This is a genomic window from Streptomyces sp. NPDC002537, from assembly GCF_053594975.1.
Genome location: NZ_JBSFWT010000093.1, coordinates 1 through 16,376, shown reverse-complemented (window position 1 = coordinate 16,376; position 16,376 = coordinate 1). Strand labels below are relative to the sequence as shown.

The 16,376-nt window shown below is 73.3% G+C and carries 15 protein-coding genes; 9 read left to right on the top strand and 6 right to left on the bottom strand.

Translation table 11 applies throughout. From position 1 onward, the window contains the following. Nucleotides 1-48: 48 nt before the first annotated feature. Complete coding sequence (gcvP, locus tag ACWD4A_RS29995; protein WP_451198727.1) at nucleotides 49-2,931, top strand: aminomethyl-transferring glycine dehydrogenase; 2,883 nt, start codon at nucleotides 49-51, stop codon at nucleotides 2,929-2,931. 156 nt (nucleotides 2,932-3,087) lie between these two features. Here gcvP and ACWD4A_RS29990 read toward each other — a convergent pair whose 3' ends face one another. Next, a complete protein-coding gene (locus ACWD4A_RS29990; protein ID WP_451198726.1) occupies nucleotides 3,088-3,294 on the bottom strand; it encodes a DUF5999 family protein in 207 nt (68 codons plus the stop codon). 308 nt (nucleotides 3,295-3,602) lie between these two features. Continuing rightward, nucleotides 3,603-4,190, bottom strand: a complete 588-nt coding sequence (locus ACWD4A_RS29985; protein WP_451198725.1) for a hypothetical protein — start codon at nucleotides 4,188-4,190, stop codon at nucleotides 3,603-3,605. A gap of 494 nt (nucleotides 4,191-4,684) precedes the next feature. Between ACWD4A_RS29985 and ACWD4A_RS29980 the strand changes: the two genes are divergently transcribed. Together ACWD4A_RS29980 and ACWD4A_RS29975 are read left to right on the top strand one after the other, a co-directional pair. Continuing rightward, entirely contained in the window at nucleotides 4,685-6,187 is a 1,503-nt protein-coding gene (locus tag ACWD4A_RS29980) for a glutamate--cysteine ligase (RefSeq protein ID WP_451198724.1), read from the top strand. Between the two features lie 93 nt (nucleotides 6,188-6,280). Continuing rightward, on the top strand, nucleotides 6,281-7,075 hold the full coding sequence (locus ACWD4A_RS29975; RefSeq protein WP_451198723.1) for a CPBP family intramembrane glutamic endopeptidase: 795 nt from the start codon (nucleotides 6,281-6,283) through the stop codon (nucleotides 7,073-7,075). A 38-nt stretch (nucleotides 7,076-7,113) separates the two neighbouring features. Here ACWD4A_RS29975 and ACWD4A_RS29970 read toward each other — a convergent pair whose 3' ends face one another. Then, nucleotides 7,114-7,929: a PhzF family phenazine biosynthesis protein gene (locus ACWD4A_RS29970; protein ID WP_451198722.1), complete on the bottom strand. Its 816-nt coding sequence runs from the start codon at nucleotides 7,927-7,929 to the stop codon at nucleotides 7,114-7,116. 135 nt (nucleotides 7,930-8,064) lie between these two features. On the opposite strand from ACWD4A_RS29970, the gene ACWD4A_RS29965 reads away from it, so the two are divergent. From ACWD4A_RS29965 to ACWD4A_RS29950, 4 genes are all read left to right on the top strand, one after another. Further along, on the top strand, nucleotides 8,065-8,655 hold the full coding sequence (locus tag ACWD4A_RS29965; RefSeq protein WP_451198721.1) for a PadR family transcriptional regulator: 591 nt from the start codon (nucleotides 8,065-8,067) through the stop codon (nucleotides 8,653-8,655). 188 nt (nucleotides 8,656-8,843) lie between these two features. Further along, nucleotides 8,844-9,389 carry a Clp protease N-terminal domain-containing protein gene (locus ACWD4A_RS29960; protein ID WP_451198719.1) on the top strand — a complete coding sequence of 182 codons (546 nt, stop codon included), beginning with the start codon at nucleotides 8,844-8,846 and terminating at the stop codon, nucleotides 9,387-9,389. A 62-nt stretch (nucleotides 9,390-9,451) separates the two neighbouring features. Then, entirely contained in the window at nucleotides 9,452-10,444 is a 993-nt protein-coding gene (locus ACWD4A_RS29955; protein WP_451198717.1) for an EamA family transporter, read from the top strand. 158 nt (nucleotides 10,445-10,602) lie between these two features. After that, nucleotides 10,603-11,634: a DMT family transporter gene (locus tag ACWD4A_RS29950; protein ID WP_451198716.1), complete on the top strand. Its 1,032-nt coding sequence runs from the start codon at nucleotides 10,603-10,605 to the stop codon at nucleotides 11,632-11,634. Here the strand turns inward: ACWD4A_RS29950 and ACWD4A_RS29945 are convergent. Beyond that, on the bottom strand, nucleotides 11,621-12,316 hold the full coding sequence (locus ACWD4A_RS29945) for a pyridoxamine 5'-phosphate oxidase family protein (RefSeq protein WP_451198715.1): 696 nt from the start codon (nucleotides 12,314-12,316) through the stop codon (nucleotides 11,621-11,623). The genes ACWD4A_RS29950 and ACWD4A_RS29945 overlap by 14 nt on opposite strands. Before the next feature lie 59 nt (nucleotides 12,317-12,375). On the opposite strand from ACWD4A_RS29945, the gene ACWD4A_RS29940 reads away from it, so the two are divergent. Then, nucleotides 12,376-13,716, top strand: coding sequence for an aminotransferase class I/II-fold pyridoxal phosphate-dependent enzyme (locus ACWD4A_RS29940; protein ID WP_451198714.1), 1,341 nt, complete (start codon nucleotides 12,376-12,378; stop codon nucleotides 13,714-13,716). Nucleotides 13,717-13,743: 27 nt separating this feature from the next. Here ACWD4A_RS29940 and ACWD4A_RS29935 read toward each other — a convergent pair whose 3' ends face one another. Further along, nucleotides 13,744-14,724, bottom strand: coding sequence for a DMT family transporter (locus ACWD4A_RS29935; protein ID WP_451198713.1), 981 nt, complete (start codon nucleotides 14,722-14,724; stop codon nucleotides 13,744-13,746). Nucleotides 14,725-14,798: 74 nt separating this feature from the next. Between ACWD4A_RS29935 and ACWD4A_RS29930 the strand changes: the two genes are divergently transcribed. After that, complete coding sequence (locus ACWD4A_RS29930) at nucleotides 14,799-15,710, top strand: LysR family transcriptional regulator (protein ID WP_451198711.1); 912 nt, start codon at nucleotides 14,799-14,801, stop codon at nucleotides 15,708-15,710. A gap of 12 nt (nucleotides 15,711-15,722) precedes the next feature. Here ACWD4A_RS29930 and ACWD4A_RS29925 read toward each other — a convergent pair whose 3' ends face one another. Beyond that, complete coding sequence (locus ACWD4A_RS29925; RefSeq protein WP_451198710.1) at nucleotides 15,723-16,202, bottom strand: pyridoxamine 5'-phosphate oxidase family protein; 480 nt, start codon at nucleotides 16,200-16,202, stop codon at nucleotides 15,723-15,725. Nucleotides 16,203-16,376 lie beyond the last annotated feature (174 nt).

Genomic DNA, 16,376 nt, shown 5'->3' with positions numbered 1-16,376 from the left:
GCGCCGTGGTACCCCTCGCAGGTCGAAACGACCAGGAGGCCTCCGCAGATGACAGCCCACCGCATCTCCCTTTCCGACCTGGAGCGCGGCACGCCCTTCGAGCGCCGCCACATAGGCCCCGACAGCGCTGCCCAGGCCAAGATGCTCGCCCAGGTCGGATTCGGCTCCCTCGACGAACTCACCGACGCCGCCGTGCCGGACGTGATCAAGAGCACCGAGGCGTCGGCCCTGCCCGGGGCCCGCAGCGAGGCGGAGGTCCTCGCCGAACTCCGCGCGCTCGCCGGCCGCAACCAGGTCCTCGCCCAGATGATCGGGCTCGGCTACTACGGCACCTTCACCCCGCCGGTGATCCTCCGCAACGTCATGGAGAACCCGGCCTGGTACACCGCCTACACGCCCTACCAGCCGGAGATCTCCCAGGGCCGGCTGGAGGCGCTGCTCAACTTCCAGACCGTCGTCGCCGACCTCACCGGGCTGCCCACCTCGGGCGCCTCCCTGCTCGACGAGGGCACCGCCGCCGCCGAGGCCATGGCGCTCTCCCGCCGCGTCGGCAAGGTCAAGCAGGGCGTCTTCCTCGTGGACGCCGACACCCTGCCGCAGACCGTCGCCGTCATCCGGACCCGCGCCGAGCCGACCGGGGTCGAGGTCGTCGTCGCCGATCTGTCCGGGGGCATCCCGGAGGAGATCGCCGAGCGCGGTGTCTTCGGCGTCCTGCTGCAGTACCCCGGCGCCTCCGGTGCCGTACGCGACCTGCGCCCGGTCGTCGAGCGCGCCCACGAGCTCGGCGCGATCGTCACCGTCGCCGCCGACCTGCTCGCCCTCACCCTGCTCACCTCGCCCGGTGAGCTCGGCGCGGACATCGCGGTCGGCACGACCCAGCGCTTCGGCGTGCCCATGGGCTTCGGCGGTCCGCACGCCGGATTCATGGCCGTCCGCGAGCAGTTCGCCCGCAGCCTCCCCGGCCGCCTCGTCGGTGTCTCCGTCGACGCCGACGGCAACAAGGCGTACCGCCTGGCCCTCCAGACACGCGAGCAGCACATCCGCCGCGAGAAGGCCACCAGCAACATCTGCACCGCCCAGGTGCTGCTCGCCGTCATGGCCGGCATGTACGCCGTCTACCACGGTCCCGACGGCCTCGCCTCGATCGCCCGGCGCACGCACCGCTACGCCACGCTGCTCGCGGCGGGGCTGCGGGCCGGTGGCGTCGAGGTCGCGCACGGCTCGTACTTCGACACCCTGACCGTGAGAGTCCCGGGCCGGGCCGCCGAGGTCGTCACCGCCGCCCGCGGGCGCGGCGTCAACCTCCGGCAGGTCGACGCCGACCTGGTCGGGATCGCCTGCGACGAGACCACCACCCGCGAGCTCGTGACGGCCGTGTGGTCGGCGTTCGGGGTGGACGCCGACATCGAGGCGCTGGACGCCGCGACCCCGGACGCGCTCCCCGAGGGCCTGCTGCGCGCCGACGACTACCTCACCCACCCGGTCTTCCACGAGCACCGCTCCGAGACCGCGATGCTGCGCTACCTGCGCAGCCTGGCCGACCGGGACTACGCCCTGGACCGCGGCATGATCCCGCTCGGCTCCTGCACCATGAAGCTCAACGCCACCACCGAGATGGAGCCGGTCACCTGGCCCGAGTTCGCCGCGCTGCACCCCTTCGCGCCGGTGGAGCAGGCCGGTGGCTATCTCACGCTGATCACGGAGCTGGAGGAGCGGCTCGCCGAGGTCACCGGCTACGACAAGGTCTCCATCCAGCCGAACGCGGGCTCCCAGGGCGAGCTCGCGGGTCTGCTGGCCGTCCGGGCCTACCACCGCGCCAACGGTGACGAGCAGCGCACCGTCTGTCTCATCCCGTCCTCCGCGCACGGCACCAACGCCGCCAGCGCCGTGATGGCCGGGATGAAGGTCGTCGTCGTCAAGACCGGCGAGGACGGCGAGGTGGACGCCGACGACCTGCGCGCGAAGATCGCGCAGTACGCGGACGAGCTGGCCGTGCTGATGGTCACCTACCCCTCCACACACGGCGTGTTCGAGGAGCACATCAGCGACATCTGCGCGCTGGTGCACGACGCGGGCGGCCAGGTCTACGTGGACGGGGCGAACCTCAACGCCCTGGTGGGCGTGGCCAAGCCGGGCCGGTTCGGCGGCGACGTCTCGCACCTCAACCTGCACAAGACCTTCTGCATCCCGCACGGCGGCGGTGGCCCGGGCGTCGGCCCGGTCGGCGTCCGCGCGCACCTCGCGCCCTACCTCCCCAACCACCCGCTGCAGCCGGCCGCGGGCCCGGCCACCGGCGTCGGCCCGATCTCGGCGGCACCCTGGGGCTCCGCGGGCATCCTGCCGATCTCCTGGGCGTACGTCCGGCTGATGGGCGGCGAGGGGCTCAAGCACGCGACCCAGGTCGCGGTGCTCGGCGCCAACTACATCGCCAAGCGGCTGGAGCCGCACTACCCCGTGCTCTACACCGGTCCGAACGGGCTGGTCGCGCACGAGTGCATCGTGGACCTGCGGCCGCTGACGAAGGCGACCGGCGTGACCGTCGACGACGTCGCCAAGCGCCTGATCGACTACGGCTTCCACGCGCCCACGATGTCGTTCCCGGTGGCCGGCACCCTGATGATCGAGCCGACGGAGAGCGAGGACCTCACCGAGCTGGATCGTTTCTGTGCGGCGATGATCGCCATCCGCGCCGAGATCGAGAAGGTCGGCTCTGGCGAGTGGCCGCAGGACGACAACCCGTTGCGGAACGCCCCGCACACCGCCGCCTCGGTGACCGGCGCGTGGGAGCACCCGTACAGCCGTGAGGAGGCCGCGTACCCCGCCGGGGTGTCCGCGGACAAGTACTGGCCGCCGGTGCGGCGCGTCGACGGCGCGTACGGCGACCGCAACCTGGTCTGCTCCTGCCCTCCGCTGGAGGAGTACGAGAACTGAGCCGGTGCGGGGGCCCGGTGCGGTGACGGCCGGGCCCCGTGCGGGAACGAAGAGGGGCCGGTTCGGCGACTGCGCCGGGCCGGCCCTTTTGGTGCGTGACGTGCGTGACGTGCTGTGCGCCCTGTCCGTACAGCGCGCTCCGTTCTGCTGCCGCGGTCAGGCAGCCGTCACCACATGACCGCTGTCCAGCGGCCGGTGCGGGGCGATGATCTGCCCGTCCGGCAGCAGCTCACCGGTGTCCTCGAAGCAGAGGACGCCATTGCACAGCAGACTCCAGCCCTGTTCCGGGAAGTGCGCCACGAGGTGGGCGGCTTCCCTGTCGGCGGAGTCGGCTGAGGGGCACGTGGGCTGGTGCTGGCACATGGGGAGGTTCTTTCGCTGTGATGTGGTGGCTGTCCTGCGGCTCGATGCTGTGGTCATGCCGCCCCCCGTTGGCGAATAGGTTGGTCGATACCAGTGTTGCCCCACGGGCGCGATTCCGCAGGGATTTCCCGGCAGCGCTCCTCTCCCGATGAGGACGCGTCACCCGTGCGGGCGGTTGCCGTCAACAGGACGGCCTCTTCGGGGGATTCGGGCTGGCCGCCCCGGGCTAGTCCGGGAGGGTGAGCGCGGCGGTACGCCCCGTGGCCGCCGTGGCCACGGGGCGTGTCCGGTCCGCTGCGGAACGCCGTTCAGGCCGAGGTCCTGAGCAGGGGCGACGGGGTGAGCCGGTGGGTGAGCACCGACAGCAGTTCGGTGAACCGGTGCGCGCGGTGCGCGGCGATGCCGGGCGGCGCGGGCGCGAGCGGCACCAGCAGGTCGCCGGGGCCCGGCAGCCCGGACGCGGCGTCGGCGGTGAGGTCGCCGTGCAGCCAGAGGGTGAGCATGTAGAGCTCGGGCACGGAGAGCAGCCGCGGCTGGTACGGCGTCGGCAGCGCCTCCGCCTGGCGCAGCGCCAGTTCGGTGGAGGCGAGGTACGGGCCCTCGAAAAAGTGGGAGAAGGTCCAGCCGTCCGCGGTCGGCGCCGTCTCGCCTGCGGCCACCGCGCGCTCGGCCCCCCGGATCAGGAACCGCCAGCCGGTGAGCCGGGTCCTGGGGGTGCCGCCGCGCGTGGTGACCTGCTCCAGGACGTGGACGGGCAACGGGAGTTCGGGGGTCAGCGGTCCTTGCGCGGACCGCAGGGAAGGGGTGCGGGCCTCGCGCACGGCGGTGGGGGAGCCGAGGGCGGTGAGGACGCTGAGCAGGGCGGGCGCGGGAGCGGGGAGGGCGTGCAGCGGCATGGTGGGTCGCCTCTCACTTCGGAGACACGTGGTGCGGGGCAGGTGCGGACGACGCTGTCGGCGTGCGGGGTCAGAGGGGGGCCGGGGACCGTACCGACTGCCGGGGCCGGGGCGCTGCTCTCTGCCTTGTCCCGGAGTTTATACGACACGTGTTCACATGGTGTTTCGGCTAGCTGTCGCCGGTATTTCCTGCAAGAGGATTTCCGGTGGCTCCACGCAGGGGGATTTCGGTGATTCTGTGCCGAATTCCGTGGCCGCCACCTCGGGCTATTCACCGGACCGGGTAGGCCGGATCTCATCGGTGTTTATCACCAGCGCAATGCGCAAAACCGGAGTATTGCACCTTGCCGACGGAATGTGCCACGGCGCACACCTCGGACAGCCTACCGGGCATTGCCTGCCGACGTGGCGTTATCGATCACATCGGCTGGGCATCATCGACCGTGACGCGGGCGGCCGCTGCCGCGGGGGACCCAGGTGAGGAGGGCGCTGCGATGGGTGAGAAGCTGGTGGTGGAGGGGTTCGGCCCCGCCGACCGGCAGCGCCACAGGGACAAGCTCCGGCAGTGCCTCGACGTGCTGGCGCGGCTCCTGGCGGAGAAGCGATTCGACCGGCCCCGGAATCTTATGGGTCTGGAGATCGAGCTGAATCTCGCGGGGTCCGACGGGATGCCGAGCATGGTGAACGCCGAAGTGCTGAAACGTATCGCCAGTGGGGATTTCCAGACCGAGCTGGGCCGCTTCAACCTGGAAGTGAACATTGTGCCCCACCCGCTGTCGGGCCGGGTTCTCGACCAGCTCGCCGAGGAGTTGCGCACGGCCCTTTCCTATGCCGATCGCAAAGCCATGGAGGTCGATTCCGGAATCGTGATGATCGGTATTCTGCCGACTCTGGAGGACCGGCACCTGGTCTCCTCGAACCTCTCCGACGACCACCGCTACGCCCTCCTCAACGCGCAGGTGGTCGCCGCGCGGGGCGAGCACTTCACCATCGACATCGAGGGCGTGGAGCGGCTGACCTGCACCGCGGGCTCGATCGCCCCCGAATCCGCCTGCACCTCCGTGCAGTTGCACCTCCAGGTCACCCCGCGCCGGTTCGCCGCCGTGTGGAACGCCGCGCAGGTCGTCGCGGCCGCGCAGATCGCCGTCGGCGCCAACTCGCCGTTCCTCTACGGGCGGGAGCTGTGGCGCGAGTCCCGTCCGCCGCTGTTCGTCCAGTCCACCGACACCCGGTCGCCGGAGCTCGCGGCGCAGGGCGTCCGGCCGCGTACCTGGTTCGGCGAGCGCTGGATCGACTCGGCGTACGACCTCTTCGAGGAGAACCTGCGTTTCTTCCCGCCGCTGTTGCCCGTCTCCGGCTCCGAGGACCCGCTGCGGGTGCTGGAGGAGGGCGGGGTGCCCGAGCTGAACGAGCTGATCCTGCACAACGGCACGGTCTACCGCTGGAACCGGCCCGTCTACGGCATCGCCGACGGCGTACCGCACCTCCGGGTCGAGAACCGCGTGCTGCCCGCGGGCCCCACCGTCACCGACGTCATCGCCAACACCGCCTTCTACTACGGGATGGTCCGGGCGCTCGCGGAGGAGGCCCGTCCGGTGTGGACCCGGATGCCGTTCGGCGTCGCCGCGGAGAACTTCGACACCGCCTGCCGCCACGGCATCGACGCCTGGCTGCGCTGGCCGCGGGGCGGCCGCAACCAGGCGTCGGCGCGCGTCCCGGCCGTACGGCTCGTCCTGGAGGAACTGCTGCCGATGGCGGCGGCCGGGCTCGACGCGTGGGGTGTCGAACCGGCCGACCGCGACCGCTACCTCGGTGTCATCGAGGGGCGCTGCCGCAACCGGACGAACGGCGCGTCCTGGCAGGCGGCCACCTACCACCGCGCGCTGGAGCGCGGGCTGGGGCGGGAGAAGGCGCTGGCCGCCACGACGCGTCGCTATTGCGAACTGATGCGGACGGGAGAGCCGGTGCACCTCTGGCCGGCCGGACCGGGGGACTGACCGCACCGCGACAGGGCCCCGCTTTTTGGGGTGGGCCCGGCCGTCGGGCAAGCTGTGGGGACGGTTGCGGGCAACGCGGAGCGGAGAGACGTCGTGCGGCAGAGCGTGCGGGGAGAGGTCGGCACCCTGCCGGAGGTCCGGCCGGCGCTGCTGCGCAACGAGACGCTGATCGTGCTCGCGCTGTCGCTCGGGGCCAGCGCCGTATCGGCCCTGATCAGCTTTGTCGGCGCGGCCACCCGGCCCGGCGGGCTCAAGGAACAGGCCGCCCGGCTCAACGCCTCGCACGCCCCCGGCCGTCCCTGGCTGGACCTCGCGTGGCAGGTCTTCGGCATCGCGACCGCCCTGGTGCCCGTCTTCCTCGTGGCCCACCTGCTGCTCCGCGAGGGCGCGGGCCTGCGGGCCATCGGCTTCGACCGGCGGCACCCGGGCCCCGACCTCGCCCGGGGCACGGCGGTCGCGGCGGCCATCGGCGGCACCGGGCTGCTCTTCTACCTCGGTGTACGGGCCGCGGGCTTCAACCTCACCGTGGTGCCCGAGTCGCTGCCCGACGTGTGGTGGAAGCTCCCGGTGCTGATCGCCTCGGCCGTGCAGAACGCCGTGCTGGAGGAGGTCGTGGTCGTCGGCTACCTGCTGCGCCGCCTCGGGCAGTTGGGCTGGACACCGGCGGCCGCCCTGGCGGCGAGCGCCGCGCTGCGCGGCTCGTACCACCTGTACCAGGGCATCGGCGGGCTCATCGGCAACATGGTGATGGGCGTCGTCTTCGTGCTGCTCTACCGGCGCTGGGGGCGGGTCGGGCCGCTGGTCGCCGCGCACGCCCTGATCGACATCGTGGCCTTCGTCGGCTACGCGCTCCTCGCGGGCAAGGTGGGCTGGCTGCCCACCGCCTGACCCGCGCACGCGCCCGCGGCCCGCCCGCCGCGCCCGGCCTACGCGAGCAGCTCCCCGTCGATGACGGTGACGGCGGTGCCGGTCAGCAGTGTGCGGTCGCCGCGCAGCTCCGTCCGTACGAGCCCGGTGCGCGCCGACGCCTGAAGTCCCGTCAGGCCGGGGCGCCCCAGCCGGGCGGACCAGAACGGCGCGAGCGCGGTGTGGGCGCTGCCGGTGACGGGGTCCTCGTCGACGCCGACGTTGGGGAAGAAGCAGCGCGAGACGTAGTCGTAGCCGCGCGCGGGGTCCTCGGCGGCCGCGGTGGCGATGATGCCCCGGCGCGAGTACCTGCCGAGCGCCGCGGTGTCCGGGGCGAGCGCCCGTACCGCCTTCTCGTCGGCGAGTTCCACGAGCAGGTCGCCGATGTGCGGGCTCGTGTCGCAGGCGCCGAGCGGCTCGGCGCCCAGCGCGGCCGCGACGCCGTCGGGGACGGCGGTCGGGGTGAGCGACGAGGTCGGGAAGTCGAGGGTGACCGACCCGTCCTCGTGCGCGGTCGCCGTGAGGATGCCGCAGCGGGCGGTGAAGCGCACGGTGCCGGTGGCGGCGCCGGTCGTGTGCAGGACGTGCGCCGTGGCGAGCGTGGCGTGGCCGCACATGTCGACCTCGGTGGCGGGGGTGAACCAGCGCAGCGCCCAGTCGGCGTCGCCGCCCTCGGGCAGCCGGTGGGCGAACGCGGTCTCGGAGAGGTTCACCTCGGCGGCGATCCGCTGGAGCCGGGCGTCGTCGGGGAAGGAACCGGAGTCGAGGAGCAGGACCCCGGCCGGGTTGCCGGCGAAGGGGCGGTCGGTGAAGGCGTCGACGATTCGTATCCGCATGGCGGGAACCGTAGGAGTCCGGCAAAGCCGCAGGCCAGAGCCAATGTGCAAAAACTGGACCGGGAGGCGTTGTCGTTCGGCATGTTCCGATATATCGTTGACGTATCGCGACCGATCAAAGATGGGAGGAACGTCATGTGGCGTTCACATGGACACGAACACCGCGGCCCGCGCGGTGCGGGTGACTTCGAGGGGCGGCGCGCCGCCTTCGGCCCCTTCGGGCCGGGCTTCGGCGGTCCGCCGTTGGGCGGACCGCGGGGGCGGGGGCGCGGCGGCCCGGGAGGGAGGGCGCGGCGCGGTGACGTGCGCGCGTCGATCCTGGCGCTGCTGAAGGACCGGCCGATGCACGGCTACGAGATGATCCAGGAGATCGCCGAGCGCAGCGGCGGGGCCTGGAAGCCGAGCCCCGGGTCGGTCTACCCGACGCTCCAGATGCTGGAGGACGAGGGTCTGATCGAGAGTGCGAGCGAGGGCGGCAAGAAGCTGTTCACGCTCACCGAGGCGGGCCGCACGGAGGCGGACGCGGGTTCGCAGACGCCGTGGGAAGAGGTCGGCCGAGGGGTCGACTGGGAAACGATGCAGGAGATCCGGCAGGCCGGGTTCGGGCTGATGGAGGCCTTCGGGCAGGTCTGGAAGACCGGCAGCAAGGAGCAGAAGCAGAAGGCGCTGGACGTCATCAACGAGTCCCGCAAGAAGCTGTACCTGATCCTCGCGGACGAGGGCTGAGCCGGATGCCGGACGGGCCGGTTGCCATGGCCCGTCCGGCATTTCGCGCGCCGCCGCCCCTGACGCCGTCCCGCCGCCGGTCCTCCTCAAGGAGGAGGACATCGGCGGGCGCGCCCAACTCTCGTCGGATGCGCGAATGCTTCCCGCCGGGGATGCCCCCGCGGCCCTGTTCCTGGTGGGGTGGAAGGGTGCAAAGCCGTACATGTGACAGCGGACCGGCCGGCACCGCCTGCGCGGACCGGTTCAGCACCGAGCTGACCTCGGCGGCCGCCGGTGCCCGCAGGCGGGCCGTGCGCGACGGGGACCGCCAGGTCGACACCGCCCACCTGCTGCACACGCTCCTCGAAGCGGACCCCGAGGCGTGCCGGGCCCTGGACGGCGCCGGTACGGGCGCGGTGGTACGGCTGCTCGGCTATCTCGTCCAGCGGACCATCGGCTACGGGCTGCGGTGGAGCGGCACCGTGGAGGACTCCGGCGCGCTGCCCGTGCTCCCGGCCGGGCGGGCCCCCGGCTGGTCGCCCGCCGCGGCCGCCGCCATGGAGGGGGCTCTCGTCCGGGCCCGCGCGCGGGGTGCGGACCGCGCGGAAGGAGTGGACCTGCTCGCCGCGCTCGCCCGCGCCGACGGCAGCCGGGCCGTGGAGGTGCTGCGCCGGGCCGGGGTCGACCCCGGCCCGCTCGCCGCCCGCCTCGATGCCGTCGCCTGCCGCGAGTGGCCGGACCCTTGTCATGAGTGAAGCGGATTCTTGTCATGAGTGAAAAGGGTGACAGTCATGTCGGCGGCTGACATGCTGACCGCATGCAGACGTCTCGGGGGAGAAGCGCCGGACTCGGCCTGGCCGTGGTCTCGGCGCTCGCGTACGGCGGATCGGGTGTCGCGGCCAAGCCGTTGATCCAGGCGGGCCTCGATCCGCTCCATGTCGTATGGCTGCGGGTGGCCGGGGCCGCGCTGGTGCTGCTTCCCGTCGCCTGGCGCCAACGCGCCCTGGTGGCCCGCCGTCCCGCGCTGCTCGCCGGGTTCGGCCTGCTGGGCGTCGCCGGCGTCCAGGCCTGCTACTTCGCGGCGATCTCCCGTATCCCCGTGGGCGTCGCCCTGCTCATCGAATACCTCGGGCCCGCGCTGCTGCTCGGCTGGGTGCGCTTCGTCCAGCGGCGCCCGGTGAGCCGGGCCGCGGCCGTGGGCGTCGTCCTCGCCGTGGGCGGCCTCGCCTGTGTGGTGGAGGTGTGGTCCGGGCTGGGCTTCGACGCGTTGGGCCTGCTGTTCGGCCTCGGCGCCGCCTGCTGCCAGGTCGGCTATTTCGTGCTGGCGGACCATGGTTCCGGCGGTGCGGAGCCCGCCGATCCGGTCGGTGTCATCGCCTACGGGCTGCTGGTCGGCGCCGCTGTCATGACCGTTGTCGCACGCCCCTGGGGCATGGACTGGACGGTGCTGGCCGGGTCGGCCGAGATGCGGGGGAGCCGGGTGCCCGCCGTGCTGCTGCTCGCCTGGATCGTGCTGATCGCCACCGTCGCCGCCTACCTCACCGGCGTGCTCGCGGTGCGACGGCTGTCGCCGCAGGTGGCCGGGGTGGTCGCGTGTCTGGAGGCCGTCGTCGCCATCGTGCTGGCCTGGGTGCTGCTGGGCGAGGAGCTCTCCGCGCCGCAGATCGTGGGCGGGGCCGTGGTGCTGCTGGGCGCCTTCATCGCGCAGAGCTCCACGCCCAAGGCGGCCGCGCCCGAGCCGGTGGCCAGGGGCGAGGGCGTCCCGGCCGCCGCCGAAGGGGAGTTGTCCACCGGAACCCGGCCCGCATAAGGTGCTGATCATGCCGATGACCGTTCTGCCGCCTCCCGCCGCGTAACGCGGGCGGCCGCTCCCGGAGGACCGGGGCCCGGGGTGGGACACCCCGGGCCGATCGCCGCTGCCCGCACAGGCGACCACGCGATCACCTCGTCTTCCGCGGGAGAACAGTCATGCCTCGATCCGTTCCGTCTTCCTTTCCGTCCCGCCCTTCCCCGGACGGGAGTCCGGGCGGGAATCCCCGCCCCGCCCAGGGACTTCCCGTCCGCCGGGGGCTCCTCTGCGTCGCCTTCGCGGCGGCCTCCTGGGGAACCACGGGTGCCACCGCCGACCTGGTCATGGGCGACAGCGGGCTCGGCCCCGTCGCACTCACCTTCTGGCGCACGGCCGGCGGCCTCGTACTCCTGCTGCTGGCGCGGGCGTTGCTGTCGCGCCGCGCGGGCCGGGCGGACATACGCGCCACCCGGCCGTACGAGCCGCGGCCGCGCCGCCTGGCCCGCCTGCTCGTCACCGGCGCCGGGCTCACCGTTTTCCAGGCCGCCTACTTCGCGGCGGTGGCGGGGACGGGTGTCGCCGTCGGCACCGTCGTCACCCTGGGCGCCGCGCCGGTGCTGGTGGCGCTCGGCGGCCGGGTGTTCATGGGGGAACGGCTCGGTGCGGGCGGCCGGTCGGCGGTGTCCGGCGCGTTCGCCGGGCTGGCCGTGCTGATGCTCGGCAACGGCGGCACGGGCACCGTGCGCCCGGCCGGCGTGGCGCTGGCGCTGCTCTCCGCCGCCGGATACGCCCTGCTCACCCTCTACGCTCGCCACTCGGGCCGCGAGGGGCGGGCCGCCGACCCGTTCACCACGACGCTGACGTCCTTCGCCGTCAGCACGGTGTGCCTGCTGCCGCTCGCGGCCGCCGAGGGCCTCTGGCCGCACACCCGTGAACTGGCCCGCACGCTGGGGCTGATGGCGTACCTGGTGGCCGTGCCGACCGCGCTCGCCTACGCGCTGTTCTTCGCGGGGCTCGTGGTCGTACGGGCCACGACGGCCACGGTGATCACCCTGCTGGAGCCGGTCACGGCGGCCGTCATCGCGGTGCTGCTGCTCGGCGAGCGCCTGACCGCCGCGACCGCGCTGGGCACGGCGGTGCTGCTGTCCGCCGTGGCGGGGCTGGCCGTCGCCGAGGCGCGCGGCCCGGCGGCCGCGGTCAGCGGGCGGTGACGTAGTCGGGCACGGCTATGCCCGGAGCCAGGTCGTCGGCGGGCACCGGGGTGCCGTAGGCGGTGGTCACGGGGACGACGCCGCTCCAGTGGGGGAGCGCGAGATCCTCCGCGTCGTCCCCGGGGCCCGCCGCGCGGACCTTCGCGGAGACCTCGGTGAGGTCGACGCGCAGTACGGCCGTCGCGGCGAGCTCCTTCGCCGTCGGCGGCCGGGAGTCGGCGGACCGGCCCGGCACGGCCTGGTCCACCAGGGCGTCGAGCGCGGTGCGCAGTTCGCCCTCGTCGGTCACCTGCCGGGCGGTGCCGTGCACCACGACCGAGCGGTAGTTGAGCGAGTGGTGGAACGCGGAGCGGGCCAGCACCAGGCCGTCGAGGTGGGTGACGGTCAGGCAGACGGGCAGGCCGGGGCCCTCCTGCCCGCCCGCGGCCCGCAGCGGACGGGAGCCGGTCGAGCCGTGCACGTAGAGGCGCTCGCCGACCCGGCCGTAGAGCGTCGGCAGGACGACCGGCGCGCCGTCGCGCACGAAGCCGAGGTGGCAGACGTAGCCCGCGTCGAGGATCGAGTGGACCAGCTCACGGTCGTAGGAGGCGCGGTCGCGGTAACGGGTCGGGGTGGTCCGCTCGGTTCGCTCGTACGCGGCGGGCGTGACGGGTGCGGCAGGTGTGGCGGATGCGGTGGACATGGCCGAAGTCGTGGGAACTGCCATGGCGAACTCCATTGCACTAGTGCATACTTGTCTTTGTGCTAGGAGAGTATCGGATCGAAGGACGCCGCGCAGCGGACATTTCCACGAGCGTGGAGCGGGCCGTCGGGGCGGGGCTGCTCGCCCCCGGCGAACTCCTCCCGCCCATCCGCGAGTTGGCCGTCGAGCTGGACGTCAATCCCAATACGGTCGGGGCCGCCTACCGCATCCTGCGGGAGCGGGGCGTGATCGAGACGGCCGGGCGGCGGGGCAGCCGCGTGCGCCACCGCCCCGCCACCGCCCCGCGCGAGCTGATCCGCGTGGAGGCGCCCGAAGGCGTGCGGGACGTCTCCACGGGCAACCCCGACCCGGCGCTGCTGCCCCCGCTCGGCGAGGCGCTCGCCGCCGCGGCCGCGCGGGCCGCCGAGCGCCCGGTGCTCTACGGGGCCCCGGCCGTGGACACCGAGCTGGAGCGGACGGCCCGCGCCGCCTTCGCCGCGGACGGTGTGCCGGAGGGCCCGGTCACCGTCACCTCGGGGGCGCTCGACGCCATGGAGCGCGCCCTCGCCGCGCATCTGCGGCCGGGCGACGAGGTGGCCGTGGAGGATCCCGGCTGGGGCAGCCTCCTCGACCTCGTCGCGGCCCTGGGGCTGCGCCCCGTGCCCGTGCCGCTCGACGACGACGGCCCGCTGCCCGAGGAGACGGACCGGGCGCTGCGGCAGGGCGCGCGGGCGCTGATCGTCACCGACCGGGCGCAGAACCCCACAGGCGCGGCGATCGGCGAGGCCCGCGCCCGTGAGCTGCGCGCCGTCCTCGCGGGCCATCCGCAGGTCCTGCTGATCGAGGACGACCACGGCCACGGCATCGTGGACCTGCCCCTGCGGCCCCTCGCGGGCGCCACCGACCACTGGGTGGTGGTGCGTTCCGTCGCCAAGGCGTACGGCCCCGATCTGCGGCTCGCGGTGCTCACCGGTGACGCCGTCACCGTGGACCGGATGCGCGGGAGGCAGCGCCTCGGGCCCGGCTGGGTCAGTCACCTGCTGCAGGACGCGGTGGTGCACCTGTGGCACGCCGCCGCCGTGGACCCGGTGGCGGTCGCCGCGTCGTACGGGCGGCGCAGGGACGCCCTCGTCGGGGCGCTGCGCGAGCGCGGGATCGAGGCGCACGGCCGCAGCGGGATGAACGTCTGGCTGCCGGTGCCCGACGAGACGGCGGCCGTCGCGCGACTGCTGCACGCGGGGTGGGCGGTGGCGCCCGGCGCCAGGTTCCGGCTCGCCTCGCCGCCCGCCGTGCGGCTGACCGTGTCCCCGCTGGCCATGGACGAGATAGGGCCGGTCGCGGACGCGCTGGCGTCGGCGACCGGCCCTGTTCCCGCGGGGCGGCACGGGCGTTACGACTGAACGCCCCCGGGCTGAACGCCCTTGGGATCAGCTCCCGTCGGTCTTCGGCCGGGCCCTGCTCTGGGTGAGCGCCGCACCGGCCAGCACGATCACCGCGCCGACGGGGGTGTTCCAGGCGAGCCGCTCGCCGAGGAGGGCGACGCCCGCCACGGCGGCGACGACCGGCGTGAAGTACGTCGTCAGGGTCGCGGTCGTCGGCCCGACCTCCGCCACCAGTCCGTACTGGACGAGGAAGGCGACTCCCGTGCCCAGCGCGCCCAGCGCGAAGACCGCCAGCACCGACGCGGTGGGAAAGGAGGTCGGCAGCGGGCTGCACAGCGGGGCGACGACGGCGAGCTGCACGGTGCCGAGGAGCAACTGCCCGCCGGCCGTCGACAGATGAGAGTGCCCGGTCGAGGAGAGGGTGCGCCGGACGTAGATCCAGCCGACCGCGTAGCTGGCGGACGCGACCAGTGCCATCGCGGTGCCCGCGGGGTCCTGGCCGGAGAAGCCCTGCCAGACGCCGAGCACGGTGAGCACGCCGAGGAAGCCGATGCCGAGCCCGGCGAAGCGGCGCCGGGTGGGCCGGTCCTCGGACAGCGCCACCATCGAGAGCACCATGCCCCACAGCGGGGTCGTGGCATTGCAGATGCCCGCGAGCGTGGAGGGGATGCTCAGCTCGGCGTAGGCGAACAGCGTGAAGGGGAGGGCGTTGAGCAGGAACGCCGCGACGGCGAGATGCCCCCAGACGCGGGCGCCGCGCGGCAGCCGCTCCCGCTTCACGGCCAGTGCCACGCCGAGCACGGCGGTGCCGGACAGCATGCGCCCCAGCGAGACGTACAGCGGGGCGAAGCCGTCGGTGCCCACCTTGATGAACAGGAAGCTGAATCCCCAGATGAGGGCGAGCGCGGCGAACCGGATCCGCCAGTCCACGGCCGGGCGGTCCCGCTGACCGGGGGTGTCCGGCGGTGCGGAGTGTGAAGTGGTGACCGTCGTGCGGGAAGTGGAGGCGGAGGTGGTGGTGCTCATGGGCACAACAATGACCTGCCTTATGTATTAGAACAAGCAAGTAAAAATGCGCACTACCGCTTAGCATTGCTTACATGTTGAACCTGGACCGTCTGCGTACCCTCAGCGCCGTCGCCCGCCACGGCTCCGTCAGCGGTGCGGCCGACGGGCTGCACCTGACGACCTCCGCCGTCTCGCAACAGCTCGCCAAGCTGGAGCGGGAGACCGGCCAGCAGCTGCTGGCCAAGCAGGGGCGCGGAGTGCGCCTCACCGACGCCGGCCGGCTCCTCGCCGACCACGCCTCGCGGATCCTCTCCCAGGTCGAGCTCGCCCAGGCCGACCTGGAGGCCCAGCGCGGCCAGGCCGTCGGCGAGCTGCTGATCGACGCCTTCCCCACGGCGGCCCGCGGCCTCTTCCCGCTCGCCCTCGCCAGACTGCGCGAGGCCCACCCCCAGTTGCGCGCGCGGCTGACCGAGCGGGATCCGGACACCGCCGTGCCGCGGGTGGTCCGCGGCGACATCGACGTCGCGGTCGTCCTCGACTGGTACAACAAGCCTCTGCCCATGCCGGACGGCCTCGCCAAGGCGCCGATCCTCGAGGACCCCGCCGACGTGGCCGTGCCCGCCGGCCACCCCCTCGCCGACCGGGACCAGGTCGACCTGGAGGACTTCGCCGACGACGAATGGATCTCCTGGCCCATCGGCGAGTTCTGCCACGACTGGCTGATGCTCACCCTGCGTGGCAAGGGCATCGAGCCCCGGATCTCCCACATGGCGGAGGAACACCCCACCCAACTCGCCCTGATCGCCGCCGGGCTGGGTGTCGGCGTCGCGCCCCGCCTCGGCAGGGGCCCCGTGCCCGACGGAGTGCGGGTCATCCCCGTACGGCACCCCATGCGCCGCCATGTGTACGCGGTCTGGCGCGCCGACGCGGACCGCAGGCCGTCGATCCGCGCGGCGGTCGAGGCGCTGCGCTCCGCCGGGGAGACGGTCTCCGAAGAGGCCTGAGCACCGCCGCCCTCAGGCCCGGGGCGGGTTCCCGGGCAGCTTGCGGAAGTCCCAGGATGCCACCGCCTCCGGCGCCAGGCGCAGCCAGGCGTGCCTGCCGTCGTGCGGCATGGCGGACAGGCCGAAGTACTTAGCGGCGAACAGGGCCTCCGGTGCGTCGAGTTCGGGGCACGGCAGTCCGGTGCGCGGCACCTCGCCGACGACACCGGCCACGCCGGACAGCTCGACGCCGCGCAGCTCCCCGTACTCCCGGCCGTCGTCGATCACGGCCGCCATGCGGGGGTCGCGGCGCAGGTCCGCCCAGCGGCGGCTGCGGACGAGGGAGTACAGCCAGAGGGCGTGGCCGTCCCAGGCGAACCACAGGGGGGTGGCGTGGGGGTGGCCGTCGGGGGTGGTGGTGGCCACTCGGCAGGTGCGTTGCTCTTCGAGGAAGGCGGTCAGTTCGGTGGGGGTCATGGTGAGGCGGCGGCCTCGTCGCCGGGTGGTGGCCATGGGGTGCCCTTCGCTTTACTGACGGAGTGTCAGGTTGCGGTGTTTCTCTTCCCCGGCCCCGCCCCTTCCCGAAACCGGGGGAGCCCCCCGGACCGGACAACGCGGCGAAGCCGTGTTGCGGGGTCCGGGGCGCAGCCCCGGTTTCCTTCTCCGCGCTTCGACGCGGAGGAGCTC